This window comes from [Clostridium] scindens ATCC 35704 (assembly GCF_004295125.1).
Taxonomy (GTDB): domain Bacteria; phylum Bacillota; class Clostridia; order Lachnospirales; family Lachnospiraceae; genus Clostridium_AP; species Clostridium_AP scindens.
In genome coordinates this window covers 2,285,705-2,304,297 of record NZ_CP036170.1, presented here as the reverse complement: position 1 = coordinate 2,304,297, position 18,593 = coordinate 2,285,705, and the positions used below count along the sequence as shown (strand labels likewise).

Below are 18,593 nucleotides of genomic sequence, written 5' to 3'. Positions count from 1 at the left end.
CTTCAGGAGGAATCCTGCTGCCATGTAGCAAAGATATAGACGGACGCAATCCTAAAGTCGGAATACAAGGGTCGCTATACGGAAATATATCATGATAGAGCAGGTATCTACGATCGTCGTAATCAAAGGGGATGCCATGATTGCCGGGTCAAGATGCAGCTGCTTTGCAAAAATTGGCAGCATGCAGCCTACCATCTTGGCCACCACGATCGTTCCTATCAGCGAAGCCGCAACCACCATCGCCAACTGCACATCGCCGCCATATACCAAGTATATCCTTACGCCGTTGACCGCTGCCAGCACAATTCCTACGATCAGGGATACGCGGAATTCCTTCCACACGATGGAGAAGAAATCTGAAAAATGCAGTTCATCCACCGCCAGCCCCCGGATCACCAGCGTTGAACTCTGCGAGCCGCAATTTCCGCCTGTATCCATCAGCATGGGAATAAAGGACACCAGGATTGGGACCACCTGGAATGCATTCTCATACTTCGTGATGATCGCTCCTGTGATCGTCGCCGAGAACATCAGGATCAGCAGCCACGGAATACGGTTCTTCGCATGCTGGAATACGGATGTCTTAAGATAAGACTCTTCGCTGGAAGAGATCGCAGCCATTTTGTGGATATCCTCGGTAGTCTCTTCCGTCAGAACCCCGATAGCATCATCAAAGGTTACGATTCCTACGATAAATCCTTCCTTATCCAGTACTGGTATTGCGATCAGTCCATATCTGCGGAAGAGTTTGGCTGCATCTTCCCTGTCGTCGGTGGTCCGGATAAAGATAAAATTCTCTTCCATCAAATCTTTCACCTGTACATCCTCATCATTGGTCATCAGCGCCTGTGCCGTAATAATGCCAACCAGCTTCCTCTGGACGATCACATAGCAGGTATACACCGTCTCACTGTGGATTCCGATGGTACGGATCTTTTGCAGGGCCTGCCTTACCGTCATGTCTGGGGACAGATCCACATACTCTACCGTCATAATGCTTCCCGCACTATCCTCCGGGTAATTTAAAAGCCGGTTGATATCCGCACGCGTATCCTTGCTCACCTGATCCAGCAGCTTATTGACTACATTGGCCGGCATATCTTCCAGCAGATCTACCGCGTCGTCCGTATACATGGAGTCCAGGATATGCTTGATCTCCTGGCTGGTAAAGCAGTCAAGAAGTGTCTGCCTCTGGTCATCGTCCATATAGGAAAATACTTCTGCTGCCTTATCCTTCTCAATCATCCGGAATACGATTGCCAGATCCCGGTCGTTTAATTCCATCAAAAGTTCTGCCAGATCCACCGGGTTATACTCTCCCATCAGTCTCTTTAATTCTTTGTAGTTTCTCGCCTCTAATAATTCTAATAAAATACTCTTTGCCATTGTCTCTGCCTCCTGTCTGAAATGTTATTTTCGCGCATTCGGGCATAAAAATACTGCCATCTCCAACCGGATATGGCAGCACGCAAAATCAAACCTTCAGATGAAAAGGCATTTATCGAAGGAGAGTCCTCCTCTCCCTACAGTAAATCCTAAAAGAAGGCATACTTATGGTGTTCCCGTATCCGATTGTCATTGTAAAGCTACAACTTCGCGCCGAATTACCGTCCATAATCTCGCCTTCCTTTCCTGGATATATTGATCTATGATTCTTTGGACCTTTTAAGCATACTTCAATCTTCCTGAAATGTCAAACCCTTTCCCGTAAAACTCCCTGCTTTTAGCGTCAATTCTTAAAGATAAACGCAGGGATTGGAGGGTTGTTTGCCCGGTTATAGTACGCATTTACGATTACCGTATACTCCCGCGCCGGAAGTTCCCTGAGATAGTCCAGTATCCTCTCCTTTTCTTCAAACCCCGTGTCTCCTCCGCTGTAGATGCACAGGCTCATCATGCCGCCTTTTTTCAGAATCTTTAATCCTTTTTGGATTGCCTCCACGCTGGTTGTGGCTCTGGTGGCTATGTGATGGCTCCCGCCTGGAAGATACCCGAAGTTAAAGCAGATGACATCTGCGGTGCCTTCCCCTGCATACAAGTCCATATGTTCGTGTCCGTCCTTTATAAGACTGGCACGCTCAAGGCATCCCTGTTCTTTCAGGAGCCTCTGTGTGGCTTGAAGCGCCGTATCCTGGATGTCAAAAGCCAGCACGCTTCCGGCCTTTCCGGCCAGCGTGCAAAGCATCAGCGTATCCTTTCCATTTCCCATCGTGGCATCAATATAGAATCCCCCGGCAGCAGCCTGGGAACGGATGATCTCATGGCACCAGTCCGTTATCTGCGATGGTCTCAATAATTCTTCCCCCTTCTTTTTTCTGGATATATCGTATCATATAAGAATCAGAAAATCCACTTCTACTCCTTCCGACACTTCCTTCCGACACTTCCCATTGCCACCATCCCGTTAAAATGTTATAATAAATTTGCAGAAATTCTGCAGACCTTAAACTTAAAGGAGGAAATCAATATGTTAGATCCAAAAGTAGCTGAATTATTAAACACGCAGGTTAATAAGGAATTCTATTCCGCCTACCTATATCTGGATTTCGCCAATTACTATAAAGACCAAGGGCTGGATGGATTCGCGAACTGGTATAATATCCAGGCACAGGAAGAACGCGACCATGCCATGCTTTTCATTCAATATCTACAGAATAACGGGGAGAAAGTAACACTGGAATCTATCGATAAGCCTGATGCTGTTCTGGCCGGATTTGAAGATCCTCTAAAAGCGGGCCTTGAGCATGAGCAGTTTGTCACCAGCCTGATTCACGCCATCTATGACGCTGCCTATGCGCAGAAGGATTTCCGGACCATGCAGTTCCTAGACTGGTTTGTAAAGGAACAGGGTGAGGAAGAGAAGAATGCGGATGATCTGATTACCAAGTTCAACCTCTTCGGCCATGACTCCAGAAGCCTCTATATGCTGGATTCCGAACTGGCTGCAAGGGTATATTCCGCGCCCTCTTTAGTTTTATAACAGTGCCAGGCCAGCGGGAAAATTCTTTCGTTATATAATAAGCAGCGTAATGTACAAACGTATGTTACGCTGCTTTTTCTTAATTTTGAGGAACTTCCCGAACCAACGGAAATCATTTCTGCGTTACCATCTGTAGACTGTAAAATTTTCCTCTGCCAAACTATTCATTGTTGTATATATCGTTCTTTCATACCTGGAAACAGAAGGTCCAACTGTTTATAGAAATATTCCCTTTTCCCATCCCGCAATGTGAGCCCCATCCCAAAGCAGAGAATCCCATAAACTCCTGCTAACCCCGGAATCTGTAAAGCAATTACATTCCAACTATCTTTCTGATGGTGTTTGCCGTTCTGATTGTCAGTTTTCTGCTAATGTTCGTGCTTGCTGTCTTTGGCCACCAGTTTGTTTTTTGATAATCCTTCCGGCTGAAAGACCAGAATACCGTTTCCTTATAATCCTTAATCTTTTCCAAGCCCTCCTTGGGTTCTCCGATCTCACCCCATAATTCGGCAAATGTAGCAGGAGGCATAATAAAAATTAAATTATCATAGATTTCCTTATTTTCGTCACCCCACCAGTCAGGTGCATGCTGCAAAATATCTTCAAGATCTTCTTTTGATATGACGAAAACCGGTATATCCAGACCAAACCGATCTTTTATCATTACCTCGATCCGGCTTGTAAGACTCCCTATATTATCTTCACCACTTGAAAAAATCACATTTCCACTGTTCAGATATGTCTTAACTGCTCCACCCCCAAGTTCTTCAAAGGCTTTCTTTAATTCAGCCATTGGAACCTTATTTTTACCACTTATATTAATGCCGCGCAGAAACGCAATATATATTTTCATATTCGTTGATTCCTCCATATAAATTCCTATAGGCCTTCCTAAATCCATCTTTGCCATATCGTTGTTCATAACCCTGTGCATATTCTTTCTCAACAGAAATATGCTGAACCTGTCCGATGATCATCTAAGTAAAGCCCATTTACCTGAAGAAATCCGGCCAAGCTAACTTTTGGGGATGATGCCTTCATACTTTCCATCCAAGTCAAATACCACTAATTTAATCATGCTCTGATTCCTCGTTAATTCTGCGTATCACTCTGCACGGGTTTCCGGCTGCCACATAATTGGGCGGTACATCATGAGTCACAACGCTGCCGGCTCCAATCACACTGCCTGCCCCGATCTTAATCCCGGGGAGAATGATGACGCCTCCGCCGATCCAGCATCCATCTCCAATCTCAACAGGCAGCGCATACACCTGGCAGAAGTGCTTTCCACTCTCCGGCGTCCAATCTGATGTTAAACGTTCCACCAGTTCTACCGGATGCGTTGCCGTATATATCTGCACGTTTGAAGCAATCATAACATTATTGCCGATTTTTATCTGATTACAATCTATAAATGAGCAGTTCATATTGATTGACACATTGCTGCCAGTAAAAATATTACATCCATAATCGCACAAAAATGGGGCCCCTACTGACACATTTGTTCCGATCCTGCCAAATAGTTTATGTAGAATTTCTTTCTTCTCTTCTTTTTGGTCATAAGTTAATCTGTTATAAATGTCAAGCATCTCTTTCGCCTGCTTCTTATATTGCAGAAAGACTTCGTCATGACAATTATAAACTTCCCCCGACATACATTTTTCTAATTCTGTCATAGAAACACCTCCTCCTTTATTGATACGCCCATCACAAGGCATACAAACTGTAGTTTGTCCTTAATTAACCCATATGCGATTTCTCTTTGGTGTCTATCAGGGCGCCTCCTGCGAGTACTCCTTCTACACCAAGCTCGATGCCGATTGATCCAATTCTTCATCTTTTCCAATCGTTTACTATAATTTGCTCTGATAGTTCTCCAACTGATGAAAAATGCCAACTACATTTACAATATATACTATCTAATAAATGTCTTGCAACTTCTTTATTCTTCAAACGATAAATCAAATGATACACAAGATGATCAAGCAACTCTTCTGCATGCTCTGTAACATTCAATTTATAACCCATATTTCGTCCTCATTTCTTTAAGTGCCATTCTTGCATCTTTTACCTGCCCTGCTTCTATCTGTCTTTCAGATATTTCTATATCCCGATACATTGCAAGCTGTTTCATTGTCGATTCATACCAACACGAAAACCTCCAATGCCCTGAACAGGCTAAAGCCCATACATAAAACAGCGCCGGCGCAGAGACCACACGGCCCTCATGCCCGACGTTTTGCAATCTTTTCAAACTTCTTTTCCGATAGAATCTCATTGGTCAGAAACTTTCCGTCATAAAACAGGCAGTAGGATGTGAAGGCAAATGGGCATGTCCTTCCTGGAATCGTTTTGACAGCCACTGCTTTTTTGAAGCCACCTGGCAGTCTTTATTACCGGAAATCGCACAGCAGATGTGCTCCTTTTCCAGACTTTCCTTCGTAATCCTGATAAATTCTATGCCTCCTGTCTGATGGGGTGTCGTATCACCGTCTTGAGATTCTCCGGCTTTGTCCTCCTGGGGTCTCCCAGATAGATCTCATGATGCCATCTCTGATCTGAAATATCCGTAATATACCCGGATGCCTGGATATACTCTTCCAAAACCTCTATCGTTGCCGGCTCATTATCATATGGACCTATATGCATAATCTGGCAGCACAGCCCTTCTTCCCAAGTCTCAAGCCTGGTCTTTGTAAAATCAATCTCTGGTTTTTTCTTCTTAAGTTCCGCCTTGGCCCACTCAAATACTTCTGACGTTACAAACTCCGGCTGCCGGATCATAGAAGTCCAGCAGAACTTGTCTTTATCCGTAATATTCCTGCCGTCAAAGGCACAGTCATCCGCCCACCACAGGCCTTCCAGCGGCGGAACCACATACTCGAAATATCCTTCCGGCTGTCGGCCGCTCATCTTACTCATCTTAATGGTAAAAGACAGGCCATAGAGAATTTCCAGGGCGTCCTCATAATCATTTGATGTATTCGGATTCCCTCTGCCATCCACCATGATAAACGTCATCTTTGGCACCTGAATAGCGGAAGGCTTCTTCTTGGGCATATACAGATCCTTATATGCCTTCTTATAATCCATTTTTTCCATTTTCTTGTCCCCCTTTTCTCTTTGCCTTTTTCGGCTTCGGCTCCGGTAATTCTTCATAGACTGCCTGCGCCAACCTCGTCATAAAACCACGGTCATCAATATCATCTATCAGCAGATACGGCTTTGCACCTTCATATGGGGGCGCTTCCTCTCCATCCGGACAGATGCGCCTTCCTGCTTCCGTAATCTTGAGGAACAATTGATCGTCACAGATCACTCCTATAATCTTGCCATTGCAGTAGATTCCATATTCTCCGAACATCTTCCGGCACGTAATCTCTCCTGCATCTGTTAACTGCTCTTCTACATAATGAACAAACTCTTTGCTGGAAGCCATTATACGCTACCTCCTCTAATTCAGCGCGATATACATATGGATACAAGTCTCCTCCATACTGTCATCCTGGTATTCTTCAAAATCATAGGTAAAGGCCCGGTCAAGATCCATCTCCCAAAGTTCCTGCCAGAATCTTGCCACAGCTGCCTGCATGTCTCCATAGACAACGAATCGGGCATATCTGCCTCCCGGGATCGTCATCGCCGTCACGCCTTTTCTTTCAGTTCCACTATTTCATAATCCATGCTGTTTTCCTCTTGCTTTCTTTATTTATGACAAGCATATCACGCCTAACACGACACCTATGTGTCATGTTTCTAATTCTTCTTATACTTTTTGCCGATATTTTCTGCCAGCAGCCGGATTTCCTCCCGAAGGCCTTCCGGCTCTAATAATTCCACCTTATCGCCGAATGTAAGCAGCCAACTAAACAGATTCTCCTTGTCATGAAAATAAAATTGAAACTGCAGCTTCCCATCCTCCCTGATTCTGAAACTGTCCACGCCATATTCTTCGATCAGCCTCCACTTCATCTCCGGCTCGAACACGGCCGACACCGAGATTTCAAAAGGATATGCCGCCTCCACCTTTGGCTCGTACTTGGGAAGATCGCGTTCTTCAAACTGCTCTCCTGCGACCTTTAATTCCAGCATCCGGTTTAACTTGAACAGCCGGTAATCTTCCCGCTTCGTGCACCATCCCCACACATACCAGGAGGCCCACTGGAAGACCAAAAGATAAGGCTCGATCAACCGACCGCCCTCCCCGCCTGGCGCATAATAGTCAAACTGGATATAATGTCTTCCCTCAATGGCATCCTGGATCAATTCGATCTTCGGCGCCAGGGTGGACTTGTAGTAGGAGGACAGGTCGATCAGAATATGGCTGTTGGAAGCAAGCGTCGTATGATTCACCTCCAGCTTATCCATCAGCTGCTGATACCTGCTGGTACCGGATACGCTGTCCAGGCTGCGAAGCCCGGCAAGGATCGCCTGCATATCCGAAGATGTAAGAAGGGTCCGATTCAGCCTGTATCCTTCCATGATTGATATGCCGCCATTTGCGCCCTGCACGGTCACTAGCGGAATTCCGGCCTTGCACAAGTCTTCGATATCCCTGTTGATCGTACGCCTGGAGACCTCGAACCGCTCTGCAAGATAAGGAGCCGTCACCCGCTGCTGCTGCAGCAATATTGATAATATACCGATCAGTCTGTCAATCTTCATCGTCTTCCTCCCTTTTACTTACCTGCTACTACTATAACATACATTCCTCCGACGAGCATAATTTCGAATCTGGAAGGCATCCCGCTGCAAATCCACGGACCATTTTCTTCATCCCCCCTTTTACGCCGCTTGCAGCATGGTCCATCACAAAAGCCAGGCCACTGAAAAAGGATGGCCTGGCTGCATTTATCGCAATCCTCGGTATCGCGCTTATCAGCCTGAATGGAGAACTTGGCATTCAGATGGGCGATCCTGTCACGCTTTTGTCTTATTAATACCGCCCTTGCCGTCTGCTCTTTCGACACATAATCATGTATCATGGAGGAAGTCTTACCGTTTTGCTTCCGATTGCAGGATGCGCAGATAGTGGCTTGCTTCCCTTAGAACATGATCCGCCAGCAAAGGAAGTATGATCGACTCAATCCTGCATTCCGTAATTCCCTTTGTTCCTGCTGCCTTAAACTCCCGGTACCGTACTGTCTCCTCTATCGTCCTTCTTGTCAGTCCGTCCATCGTCCTACAGTCCATTTCCCGGGCCTCTCGAATCAATTTCTTATAATCTCCTGCAAATGCATCGGCAGCCTCAATCAACTCTTCTTCCGAAGGATCCAGAAGCCCGCGGATAAATAGCGCATGTTCCATCATGATCTGATTCCAGAATTTTTCTATAGCTTTTAGATTTCTGGAACAGATATAGCCTTTGGTATTGAGTTCCGTAATCGTTTCCTTGTATAGTTTGGCCTCTCTTATGATATGCCGGATCAATAACGGATAATTGCTATTATATATCTTACACTTTGTCATGGCTTCCAATATCTCTTCCTTTAGGCAGATCAGGCCGGTTACCAGTTCCAGCGCTCTTTCATTCAGCATCCTCACCCGCCTTGCCATCAACTGGCTCTGTTCCCTGTTCAAGGTCATTTTGTCACCTGGCACCAACTTCATCTCATCTTCTGTAATGCAAGTATCAATAGAAATTCCCGTAAGGCAACTCGTGCTTTTTTCGGCTTTTATTGTATATTCGGTAAATATTTCTCCTGACTTCAGCACGCCTTGCCTTATAGTCCCATTGCTGATTTTTACGGCCTGTGCCAGCAAGTCTTCAAACTGGGCACGATACCAATCCGCCTTCTCAATGAACGCCTCATTCTTTGCAGGAAATCCTGCCATTAGAAATAGCGCGTGCTCTTTCATAATTCTTCCAAAAAATAAGTGGGACTCTAATGATAATGTCACATATTGATTCATATTTTTGCATACCTTATAATTTAGTCTTTTGAAATAGTATATGCACAAACTGCTCTTTCACCACTTTTTTTAGCCAGCCTAAACGCGCATCCGGGATAAAACTTCCACTTGCCGGATTGGAACTTGTCCCATATTGTGCAAAAAAGTCAATGCATTCCTGATTCTTATTGCAGTATCTTAATTTCATAATAATAGCCTCTATTTCTGTTTTCACTTATAGTGTATACAGAAAAGAGGCTATTGGTTTCTTATGTTATATAAAAACATCAGTACTGCCATCGTACATATAATTCCATATCCAACCCAGCTAAAAGCATCCGGAACCTGTCCGAATATGACAAATCCCAATCCAGCCGAGAAGATAATCTGCGAATAATCATAGACGGAGATCTCCCTTGCCGGCGCATGGCAATAGGCCGCGGTTATGGAGAACTGCCCTCCTGCCGCCGCAATACCAGCCATTAGAAGGGTAGCGGTCTGGGACAGGGACATAGGATGATAGTCAAAGATCAGCCAAGGCAAGGTGAATAAGCATGAGAACGTCGAGAAGAAGAACACGATAAACGGGCCTTTTTCCCCATTCTCTCCCAGTTTTCTGACCATCGTATAAGCCGCGCCCGCGCCAATTCCGCCGAGAAGCCCGATCATGGATGGGACAAGATCCATATTCGTAAGCGTCGGCTTTACAACGAACATGCTTCCTGCAAATGCGCCTGCCACCATCAATGCCTGGGGTACCTTCACCTGCTCTTTTAAAATCAGGAAACTAAATAGCACCGCAAAAAATGGAGACATCTTATTTAGCATGGACGCATCTGCAAGCACCAGATGATCCACTGCATAGAAATTGCAAAGAATTCCAAGCGTCCCGAAGACGGAGCGCAGAAGCATAAACTTTAGATTCTCCTTCCTGCACCGAAACGGCACGCCATCTTTTAAAAGGATCATGCATGCAAAAATTGCCGCAACAAAGTTACGGAAGAAACTTTTCTGGATTGAAGGCAAATCGCCTGCCAGGCGGACGAAAAGGTTCATAAGCGCGAAGCAGAATGCGGACAGGATAATGTATAAGATTCCTTTATAACGCCTGCTGCCACTCATAGCACCACCATCCCCAGTGTCCCGGCTACAATCATGGCAAGTCCCAGGCCTGATTTCCTCGTAAGCCGTTCCTTAAATATAATATATGCAAAAGCGATGGATATCAGGATGCTTAACTTGTCAATCGGCAGCACTACGCTGATCGGCCCATCCTGCAAGGCCCGGTAATAGCATAGCCACGACAGGCCGGTAGCGATTCCGGATAGGATGATAAAAGTCCAGCTTTTCCTGCTTACATCCTTGATCTGCTTCTGCTTTCCTCCCGCCACCACGATCAGCCACGCCATGATCAGAACGATAATGGTACGTATAGCCGTGCCAAGATTGGATTCTATCCCTACAATGCCAATTTTGCTAAGCAGTGCTGTCAGCGACGCAAAGACAGCCGACAGCAGGGCATATAGAATGGCGCTTTTGCTCTTTTTCTTTCCTTCTTCCGTCCCTTGCTTCTTCTCGATCATCAGATAGGTTCCCGCGGCAATCAGTATAACGCAGATTCCCTTTGACACGCTCATGGGCTCCCCCAGGAACAGGACGCCCAGAAGAATCGTCAGCACTACGCTGGACTTGTCGATGGGCACCACCTTATTGACATCTCCGATCTGCAATGCGTGAAAATAGCAGATCCAGGATGCCCCGGTAGTAATTCCGGACGCGCACAAGAATAGCAGCGTCTTTGGCGATACCTCTGAGATGGTTCCCTGGGATCCAACGACAAATACCATAATCCAGGAAAATATTAATACTACGATCGTCCTAAGCGCAGTCAGCAAGTGGGAGTCCGTATCTTCCACTCCGATTTTCACAAGGATCGCAGTAATCCCTGCAAAAAACGAAGAGCCCACAGCATATAGTAGCCACATTTGGTTTTCCTCTCATTTCTTATTTCTTATTTTTCTTCTATCATACCGCACAGTCACTTCGGATTCCGGCACGCTAGAAGTCAAACAGCGACAGCTGATTGGATTCCGGCAAGTCGGACAGTATGCCCAGTTCCACCATATAGTCAATGACCGACTTGCTGGCTTTGGTACGCTGCCGGAAGTCGTCCCTTGACAGATATGGCCCGTCCTTGGACGCTTCCGCCACCGCTTCTGCCGCCTTTTCTCCCATTCCGTCAATGCTTGAAAGGGGCGGCATCAGTTTCCCGTCAATAATCAGGAACTTGGTCGCCTGAGCCTTGTAGATGTCCATGGGCATAAATTCATACCCTCTGGCATACATCTCCTGGACAATCTTCATATCTTTCATCGTGTCCTGTTCCTTCTTGCTCAGAGTCGCAGACCGGCTGTTATATTCATCGATATAATGCTGCAGCACATCCTTGCCTCGGCACATGATCTCATAGGAGAACGCGTCCGCGCGGATTCCAAAATACGCCCCATAATAGGCCAGCGGATAATTGATCTTGCAGTAAGCGATCCGGTACGCCATCATAACGTAGGCCGCCGCATGGGCCTTCGGGAACATATACTTGATCTGCTTGCAAGACCAGATATACCAGTCAGGGACTCCGGCCTCCTTCATGGATTTCTCGAAATCGTCTGTAAGCCCTTTTCCTTTTCTTACTTTTTCCATAATGGTAAAGGATAATTCACTGTCCATCCCTTTATTGATCAGGTAGGTCATGATATCATCGCGGGTACAGATTGCCGTTGATATGGTAGCCTTTCCGCTCTTGATCAATTCCTGGGCGTTGTTAAGCCACACGTCCGTGCCATGGGACAGACCGGAGATACGGATCAAGTCAGACAAGGTCTTTGGCTGGGTATCAACCACCATCTGTACGACAAAGTCCGTTCCGAATTCCGGGATGCCAAGGCATCCCACCGGGCAGCCGCCAATGTCATCCGGCTTGATTCCCAGGGCCGACGTATCATGAAACAAGGACATTACCCCCTTGTCGTCCAGAGGAATCTTGGTTGCCACGAATCGGTTGTCCGACTCATTGTATTCATTTTCCAGCGCTGGAGAACTGATGTACTCTTCCAGCGTCTTGATCATGGTCGGATCATCATGGCCCAGGATGTCAAGTTTCAGCAGATTGTGATCAATAGAATGGTAGTCAAAGTGGGTGGTGACGATGTCCGTCGTCATATCATTGGCCGGATGCTGTACCGGAGTAAATGAATTAATCTCTTCCCCCAGAGGAAGCACAATGATGCCTCCCGGATGCTGTCCGGTACTCCTTCGGATTCCAGTACACCCCTGGACAATCCGGTCAATCTCGCAGTTTCTCTTCCGCTGCCCCCGCTCCTCATAGTAATTCTTCACATAGCCGAACGCCGTCTTATCTGCCAATGTTCCTACCGTGCCTGCACGGTATGTCTGGCCTGCGCCGAAGATGACCTCCGTATACTTGTGGGCGTTACTTTGATAGTCGCCAGAGAAGTTAAGGTCAATATCCGGCTCCTTGTTCCCCTTGAACCCAAGGAACGTCTCGAAAGGAATATCGAATCCGTCCTTAACCAGCTTCTCCCCGCAGACGGGGCAGTTCTTATCCGGCATATCCCATCCGCAGCCGCCGGCAAATGCCCGCACTTCTTCAGACTCGAAGTCGCTGTAATGGCAATGCTTGCAGTAGTAATGAGGGCTCAAGGGATTTACCTCGGTAATTCCCGCCATAGTCGCCACGAAGGAAGATCCTACGGAGCCACGGGATCCAACCAGATAGCCATCCTCATTGGACTTCCACACCAGTTTCTGCGCTATAATGTACATTACTGCGAAGCCGTTGGAGATGATGGAATTCAGTTCCCTCTCCAGACGCTCCGTAACAATCGGCGGCAGCTCTTCCCCGTACATGGAGTGGGCCTTATTGTAGCAGATCTCCCTCAGCATCTTATCGGAATCGGGAATTACGGGCGGGCACTTGTCCGGCCTTACCGGCGTAATCTTTTCTGCCATATCCGCAATCTTACAGGGATTGTCTATCACGATCTCCTTTGCTTTTGTCGAACCCAGATATTCAAACTCTTCTAACATCTCGTCGGTGGTGCGCAGATAGAGTGGCGCCTGCTCGTCCGCATCCCCGAAGCCTTTTCCTGCCATGATGATGCGCCGGTAGACTTCATCTTCCGGATCCATAAAATGCACATCGCAGGTACCTACCACCGGCTTGTTGAATCGGTCTCCCAGATCCACGATCTTCTTGTTGATCTTCTTAAGATCTTCTTCACTCTGTACATTCTCAATACGGTCGCTGGCAATCATAAATCGGTTATTTCCCAATGGCTGTATCTCCAGATAATCATAGAAATTAACGATCCTCGCGATCCGTTCTTCCGACTTTTCGTTCAGGATAGCCTGATACAGTTCTCCCGCCTCGCAGGCGCTGCCTACCATCAGTCCTTCCCTGTATTTGGACAGCTCGCTCTTGGGGATTCTGGGCCGCCTGGCATAATAATCCAGATGAGACTTGGATATCAGGGTATATAGATTCACCCGGCCTACTTCATTCAGAGCCAGTATGATCACATGGTATGTGGGAAGCTTCTTGATCGCATCCGCATTATTGCTGCCAAACTGGTTTAACCTTGCCAGATCATTGATATTGCGTTCCTTCAGCATCTCCACGAACTTCACGAAGATCTCCGCGGTGGCGCCTGCGTCGTCCACTGCCCGGTGATGGTTCTCCAGGGATATATGGAGTGCGTTGGCTACTACATTGAGCTTAAACTTCGACAATGTAGGAAGAAGGATTCTGGCCATGGCCACCGTATCCACAGAAGTAAAATTCGGCACAATATCCTGGTATCTGCAATTCTGCTCGATAAATCCCACGTCGAAAGACGCATTATGCGCTACCAGAACTGCGTCCCCAATGAATTCCAAGAATTGTGGGAGCACCGTATCAATATCCGGCGCATCCATGACCATCTGATCCGTAATGCTGGTCAGCTGGGTAATACGAAACGGGATTGGAATCTTGGGATTCACAAATGTACTGAACCGCTCTGTTATCTTCCCGTTCTCTACCTTCACCGCGCCTATCTCAATAATCTTATCCTTAATCGGACTAAAGCCCGTCGTCTCCAGATCGAATACTACATAGACATCGTCCAGGGTCTGCCCCTTTTCACCCAAGGCCACATCCGTAAGGTCATCTACCAGATAGCCTTCTACTCCGTAGATCACCTTAAAAGGATCGTCCTTATCCAGGGTCTCGATGTAATGGTTGGCGTCCGGGAATGCCTGGACTACTCCGTGGTCAGTAATGGCAATCGCCTTGTGTCCCCAGTCATGGGCACGTTTTACAAGATCCTTTACTTCCGATACGCCATCCATATCGCTCATCTTCGTATGGCAATGAAGCTCTACCCTCTTTTCCGGAGCCGTATCCTTCCTGGACTCCGTAAAATCATTAATCTTTCGGATTCCTGTGATCGACCCAATGGTAAGTTCCCCGTCAAATTTATCAATGGTGGTGACTCCCTTGATCTTAAGGAACGCGCCTTTCTTTACGTCTGCCAGAATATCCGGCAGCTGCTCGTTTCGCACAAACATCTTGACCATGATCGTATCTGTAAAGTCTGTCACCGCATACATGATGATTGTCTTCTCGTTACGGATCTCCCGGGTGTCAAAACTGATGACCTTGCCGCGGATGGTAATCTCACCCATCTCGCCAACTAACTGCTTTAGTTCTATCGTCTCATCATCAAAATCTCGTCCAAAGATCAGGTTCGGATCATTGGAATTCTTCTTATAAGAGAATCCATCCCTTCTGCCATTCCCGAAGAACGCCTTCTTTTCCTTTTTGCCCGCGCCATTTCCATTCTGGCTCTTCGTGGGCTTTGAAGAAGCGCCTTCCTTTTCATCCTGGGCCTTCTTCTTAAGTTCCTTCTCCTCCTGAACTGCTTCTGCATGTTCCAGTATGGCGTCTACTTCCTGCTTGAGTTTGACATCATTATATCTTAACTTGCTATCCTTGGGCTTCTCATATGTGACCCGTACTTCAATGGGCCTCTGGAATCTTTCCTGAAATACTTCTGCCAGATAACCGGACAGGGATTCTTTCTTCCCTTGGGCTACTATGGTGTCAGTAAGCGTCAGGCAAAGGATATTCCCCTCTTCGAACTGATACCTTGAGCCTTGGAGCATGCTGCGCTCCACCACGCTTTTTTCATTCAGTTCCAGCAGAAGGCTGTCAAAATATTCATTCATCAGGTTCTCAGGCGTATACTGCTCTGACAGTTCATACCTTTCCTTCACTTCGATCTGGATGCGGCTGCGTCCGAACAGCTGATCCTTCAGCAGCCTCTCTACTTCGTAGATACGCCTTTTCTGGATCAGATGGCGGCTGTAAAGATGCACCTTGATAAAATCCCGGTCGGAATTGGTCGCAACTTTCGTTACTTCCACGCCTTCAAACAGCATGCGGATATCTTCATTTACTTTTAATGTTGGAAATACTTCAAAGAACGGCTTACTCATTCCAGCGCACCAACTCCTGTCTCAACGTTTCTAACAATTGATCCTCTTTTACTTTCTTTACGACCTGTCCCTTTTTGATCAGCAGGCCTTCTCCTATGCCGCCGGCTATACCGATATCCGCCTCCTTGGCTTCTCCTGGCCCGTTGACAACGCAGCCCATTACCGCCACTTTGATATCCAGCGGAATATCCGCCGCCATCTGCTCTACCTGGTTTGCCAGCCCGATCAGGTCGATCTTAGTCCTGCCGCAAGTCGGGCAGGATACCACTTCGATGCCGCCTTTTCTAAGGCCCAGCGTCTTAAGTATCAGTTTGGCAGACTTGATCTCTTCAACTGGATCTCCGGTTAAGGATACCCGGATGGTATCTCCGATTCCCTGGTTCAGTATCAGCCCCAAGCCTATGGAAGACTTGATGTTGCCTGCCAGCAGGGTCCCTGACTCTGTGATCCCTACGTGCAGCGGATACTGACACCTATCTGCAATTAATTCATGGGCTTTGACGCACATCATAACATCGGAAGACTTGATGCTTACCACCAGATTGTCATATCCCATCTCTTCTATCATGTGCACCTTGTCCATGGCGCTCTCAACCAGGCCTTCCGACGTCACGCCTTTATACTTTTCTACCAGAGGCTTCTCAAGAGAGCCGCTGTTTACGCCGACGCGGACAGGCACCTGGTGTTCCTTTGCCTTATCCACCACTGCCTGTACGCGTTCTCTGGCCCCGATATTTCCAGGGTTGATCCTGATCTTGTCTGCGCCATTCTCAATTGCCGCAATTGCCAGGCGGTAGTCAAAATGAATATCCGCCACCAGCGGAATATGAATCTTCTTCTTGATCTTTGCAAGCGCCTGCGCTGCCTCCATCGTCGGAACCGCGCAGCGGATAATCTGGCATCCCGCCCTCTCCAGTTCAAGAATCTGGGCCACCGTCGCCTCCACATCCTCCGTCCTGGTATTCGTCATAGACTGGATGGCAACCGGGCTCCCCCCGCCTATGCACACATCTCCTATCCAAACCTTTTTCGTCTTGTCTCTAAACATTGGCTTTATCCTTTCCATAATACAGTATCCTGCGAACAGTAGAACCCCTCTATCGGTCACCTTGTCTGATCGGTGTCTCAAATAGAGGGGCATATCATTGCTATTCTTTTATAAAGGTCATCTGTTCTCCATATTCGCGTTCTGTCAGCGTCAATTGCTCCTGATCCACGCTGTAGTCAAATGTCGTAGTCACGGAATCCAGGGCATTCTTCAAGTCCTCCTGCGTATACTTTCCATCAGACTTTTCTGCAATTTTCTTAAATTCCGACTCATCCGCCTTAATTGTAATGGTCTTTTCTTCTTTGTCCATCGTATAATTCAACTTCACGCCCACGCTGACATCTTCAGCAACCTCCGGAACACTCACGTCGATCGTTCCATTGCTCTTTATTGACAGCCTAAGACTTCTGTCTTCGTCCACCCATGTTCCTTCCAGCGGATTGGCTGTGAAGAGTTTTGTCAGAAGAAAAATCGCTATAACTATAATCAGGACAGATGAGACAAGTGTGACAATCCTCCAGATCTTACTTCTTTTCGCTTCATCATTCTTCGCTATTATCATCTATCCAGTTCCTTTCGAGTCTTACATTATTTGCTTCACTTTAAATTATATGTTCTTTGCCCCCTGGTGTCAACGGGGTACTTCCCATTACTCATCTATGTCTACCAGCAGGTAGAATCCTTTCTCTGTCTTCTCGATCTTTCTGATCCTTCCTTTGCGGGATTTGAATCTCTGGCTGGTCCGGTATATTCCGGACATGGCAATCGAAGGTTCAACCAGATATGTATACTGTCCTGTCACGGCACTCCGCTCGCTGATTTCTACTTCCTGTCCCTCTTTAACCAAGCCTTCTCTCTCCATTTTGAATCTTTCCTGCCTCATTTATTGCCTATTCCTTTCTATTTCTTTACTTTTGCTCAACATTGTTCCACTTTGCAACCTAACGCAACACTTTGTTGATATTCGGCACTTTTTATGTTCTTTACTGCAACAATTGATAAAATTAACAAAAAAACTAAGGAGGTGCCGGCCATGTCTTTTTCCAAAAAGTTAAAAACGTTACGTCTAGAAAACGAAATGACACAAGACTATGTTGCTAGCCGCTTGAACGTCGCACGTTCAACCATAGCCGGATATGAGACGAAGAACCGACAGCCATCGCATGAGAAACTGGCAGCCCTTGCCAATCTCTTCCACGTAACAATCGACTATCTCCTGGAAGATGACGAGGTCATCCACATGGCTTTGGCGCAGAATGATAATCTGCCTCCCATGGAACAGAACCTCCTGTATAAGTATAAGATGCTTTCTTCCCGTTCCCAGAAAGATCTGCTGGAATATATTCATCTTCTAGAATTACGTGACCGAGAACAAGAAGCCACCTAACATCTCATCTATTCTTTCACAAATCTGCGGTATATATACTCGTTAGCCTCCTGCTCCTGGCTGTCATCCAATGGTAAAAGCGTCATCGGCCCATACTTTCTCTCCAATGCTCTCTGAATCAGGTAATCACAGATCTGCGGATTTTTGGGAAGCAATGGGCCGTGCAGGTAAGTACCTATCACATTCTTATATACCACTCCCTCATATCCGCTTTTCCCATCATTGCCGGAACCATATAATACTTTGCCAAACGGCTTGTTACCATTAATGTAGGTTCGCCCGCCGTGATTCTCAAATCCAACTATCGGCATATCCGCTAACTCGCTTTGAAGCACAATATTGTCAATCAGCCTTCCTTCCTCCTGCTCAGTATAGATATCCACCAGGTTCAACCCTTCTATCATGCCGTCATCCGTCTTATAGTATCTTCCCAGCAGCTGGTATCCGCCGCATACGGCAATAACGACTCCATTATCTTCTACATACTCTTGAAACTGTTTCTGTATCTTCAGGAGATTCTGGCATACGATCGCCTGCTCCCTGTCTGAGCCGCCGCCAAGCAGCACAATATCCAGTCCGCAAAAATCAATCTCATCGCCCGTATTGAATTCGATCGTCTCCGCCTCAATGCCCCGCCACTGGCAGCGCTTCATCATGCAGGCGATATTGCCTCTATCCCCATACAGGTTCAGAAGGTCAGGATAGAGATGCCCGATCGTTATCTTCAT

General features: G+C 46.8%; 22 protein-coding genes and 2 pseudogenes. 2 read left to right on the top strand and 22 right to left on the bottom strand.

Annotated features, from left to right (window positions below; all coding sequences use genetic code 11):
* Positions 1-51: 51 nt before the first annotated feature.
* Positions 52-1,386 carry a magnesium transporter gene (gene mgtE / locus HDCHBGLK_RS11895; protein WP_004606951.1) on the bottom strand — a complete coding sequence of 445 codons (1,335 nt, stop codon included), beginning with the start codon at positions 1,384-1,386 and terminating at the stop codon, positions 52-54.
* Between the two features lie 343 nt (positions 1,387-1,729).
* A complete protein-coding gene (locus HDCHBGLK_RS11890; RefSeq protein ID WP_004606952.1) occupies positions 1,730-2,293 on the bottom strand; it encodes a tRNA (mnm(5)s(2)U34)-methyltransferase in 564 nt (187 codons plus the stop codon).
* 174 nt (positions 2,294-2,467) lie between these two features.
* Here HDCHBGLK_RS11890 and HDCHBGLK_RS11885 point away from each other — a divergent pair, with 174 nt between their 5' ends.
* Positions 2,468-2,980: a ferritin gene (locus tag HDCHBGLK_RS11885; RefSeq protein ID WP_004606954.1), complete on the top strand. Its 513-nt coding sequence runs from the start codon at positions 2,468-2,470 to the stop codon at positions 2,978-2,980.
* A gap of 170 nt (positions 2,981-3,150) precedes the next feature.
* Here HDCHBGLK_RS11885 and HDCHBGLK_RS20050 read toward each other — a convergent pair.
* The 19 genes and pseudogenes from HDCHBGLK_RS20050 to HDCHBGLK_RS11785 all read right to left on the bottom strand — a co-directional run.
* Positions 3,151-3,270, bottom strand: a pseudogene (locus tag HDCHBGLK_RS20050) (radical SAM protein); the annotation flags it as partial.
* Between the two features lie 23 nt (positions 3,271-3,293).
* The gene (locus HDCHBGLK_RS11875; protein WP_039909721.1) at positions 3,294-3,833 is read right to left on the bottom strand and encodes a DUF1697 domain-containing protein; all 540 of its coding nucleotides are present in this window, start codon (positions 3,831-3,833) and stop codon (positions 3,294-3,296) included.
* Positions 3,834-4,050: 217 nt separating this feature from the next.
* Positions 4,051-4,656, bottom strand: coding sequence for a sugar O-acetyltransferase (locus tag HDCHBGLK_RS11870; RefSeq protein ID WP_039909698.1), 606 nt, complete (start codon positions 4,654-4,656; stop codon positions 4,051-4,053).
* A gap of 157 nt (positions 4,657-4,813) precedes the next feature.
* Positions 4,814-5,008 carry a hypothetical protein gene (locus HDCHBGLK_RS11865; RefSeq protein WP_004606957.1) on the bottom strand — a complete coding sequence of 65 codons (195 nt, stop codon included), beginning with the start codon at positions 5,006-5,008 and terminating at the stop codon, positions 4,814-4,816.
* A 197-nt stretch (positions 5,009-5,205) separates the two neighbouring features.
* On the bottom strand, positions 5,206-5,343 hold the full coding sequence (locus HDCHBGLK_RS20215) for a YoaP domain-containing protein (protein ID WP_004606959.1): 138 nt from the start codon (positions 5,341-5,343) through the stop codon (positions 5,206-5,208).
* Positions 5,298-5,441: pseudogene (locus tag HDCHBGLK_RS20045) on the bottom strand (GNAT family N-acetyltransferase); the annotation flags it as partial. The gene HDCHBGLK_RS20215 and the pseudogene HDCHBGLK_RS20045, both read right to left, overlap by 46 nt.
* A complete protein-coding gene (locus tag HDCHBGLK_RS11845; protein WP_004606960.1) occupies positions 5,438-6,082 on the bottom strand; it encodes a GyrI-like domain-containing protein in 645 nt (214 codons plus the stop codon). The pseudogene HDCHBGLK_RS20045 and the gene HDCHBGLK_RS11845, both read right to left, overlap by 4 nt.
* Positions 6,063-6,419 carry a TfoX/Sxy family protein gene (locus tag HDCHBGLK_RS11840; RefSeq protein ID WP_004606961.1) on the bottom strand — a complete coding sequence of 119 codons (357 nt, stop codon included), beginning with the start codon at positions 6,417-6,419 and terminating at the stop codon, positions 6,063-6,065. The genes HDCHBGLK_RS11845 and HDCHBGLK_RS11840 overlap by 20 nt, the downstream gene beginning before the upstream one ends.
* A gap of 15 nt (positions 6,420-6,434) precedes the next feature.
* Positions 6,435-6,620, bottom strand: a complete 186-nt coding sequence (locus HDCHBGLK_RS11835) for an effector binding domain-containing protein (RefSeq protein ID WP_004606962.1) — start codon at positions 6,618-6,620, stop codon at positions 6,435-6,437.
* 116 nt (positions 6,621-6,736) lie between these two features.
* A complete protein-coding gene (locus HDCHBGLK_RS11830; protein WP_004606963.1) occupies positions 6,737-7,645 on the bottom strand; it encodes a helix-turn-helix transcriptional regulator in 909 nt (302 codons plus the stop codon).
* 14 nt (positions 7,646-7,659) lie between these two features.
* Entirely contained in the window at positions 7,660-7,965 is a 306-nt protein-coding gene (locus HDCHBGLK_RS11825; RefSeq protein WP_004606964.1) for a hypothetical protein, read from the bottom strand.
* 10 nt (positions 7,966-7,975) lie between these two features.
* Positions 7,976-8,839 carry a DUF2935 domain-containing protein gene (locus tag HDCHBGLK_RS11820; protein WP_004606965.1) on the bottom strand — a complete coding sequence of 288 codons (864 nt, stop codon included), beginning with the start codon at positions 8,837-8,839 and terminating at the stop codon, positions 7,976-7,978.
* 67 nt (positions 8,840-8,906) lie between these two features.
* The gene (locus HDCHBGLK_RS19010; protein ID WP_167738460.1) at positions 8,907-9,080 is read right to left on the bottom strand and encodes a hypothetical protein; all 174 of its coding nucleotides are present in this window, start codon (positions 9,078-9,080) and stop codon (positions 8,907-8,909) included.
* A gap of 50 nt (positions 9,081-9,130) precedes the next feature.
* Positions 9,131-9,994, bottom strand: a complete 864-nt coding sequence (locus tag HDCHBGLK_RS11810) for a DMT family transporter (RefSeq protein ID WP_004606967.1) — start codon at positions 9,992-9,994, stop codon at positions 9,131-9,133.
* Positions 9,991-10,857 (bottom strand): EamA family transporter, encoded by an 867-nt coding sequence (locus HDCHBGLK_RS11805; protein WP_004606968.1) that lies wholly within the window; start codon positions 10,855-10,857, stop codon positions 9,991-9,993. Before HDCHBGLK_RS11805 ends, HDCHBGLK_RS11810 begins: the two co-directional genes overlap by 4 nt.
* A 73-nt stretch (positions 10,858-10,930) precedes the next feature.
* A complete protein-coding gene (locus tag HDCHBGLK_RS11800) occupies positions 10,931-15,430 on the bottom strand; it encodes a PolC-type DNA polymerase III (protein WP_004606969.1) in 4,500 nt (1,499 codons plus the stop codon).
* On the bottom strand, positions 15,423-16,478 hold the full coding sequence (ispG, locus tag HDCHBGLK_RS11795; protein ID WP_039909723.1) for a flavodoxin-dependent (E)-4-hydroxy-3-methylbut-2-enyl-diphosphate synthase: 1,056 nt from the start codon (positions 16,476-16,478) through the stop codon (positions 15,423-15,425). The genes HDCHBGLK_RS11800 and ispG overlap by 8 nt, the downstream gene beginning before the upstream one ends.
* Positions 16,479-16,578: 100 nt before the next feature.
* Positions 16,579-17,040 carry a hypothetical protein gene (locus HDCHBGLK_RS11790; RefSeq protein ID WP_004606971.1) on the bottom strand — a complete coding sequence of 154 codons (462 nt, stop codon included), beginning with the start codon at positions 17,038-17,040 and terminating at the stop codon, positions 16,579-16,581.
* Between the two features lie 87 nt (positions 17,041-17,127).
* A complete protein-coding gene (locus tag HDCHBGLK_RS11785; RefSeq protein WP_004606972.1) occupies positions 17,128-17,361 on the bottom strand; it encodes a hypothetical protein in 234 nt (77 codons plus the stop codon).
* A 150-nt stretch (positions 17,362-17,511) separates the two neighbouring features.
* Between HDCHBGLK_RS11785 and HDCHBGLK_RS11780 the strand changes: the two genes are divergently transcribed.
* Positions 17,512-17,865: a helix-turn-helix domain-containing protein gene (locus HDCHBGLK_RS11780; protein WP_004606973.1), complete on the top strand. Its 354-nt coding sequence runs from the start codon at positions 17,512-17,514 to the stop codon at positions 17,863-17,865.
* A gap of 8 nt (positions 17,866-17,873) precedes the next feature.
* On the opposite strand, the gene HDCHBGLK_RS11775 is transcribed toward HDCHBGLK_RS11780, so the two are convergent.
* Positions 17,874-18,593 carry a type 1 glutamine amidotransferase gene (locus HDCHBGLK_RS11775; RefSeq protein WP_039909725.1) on the bottom strand — a complete coding sequence of 240 codons (720 nt, stop codon included), beginning with the start codon at positions 18,591-18,593 and terminating at the stop codon, positions 17,874-17,876.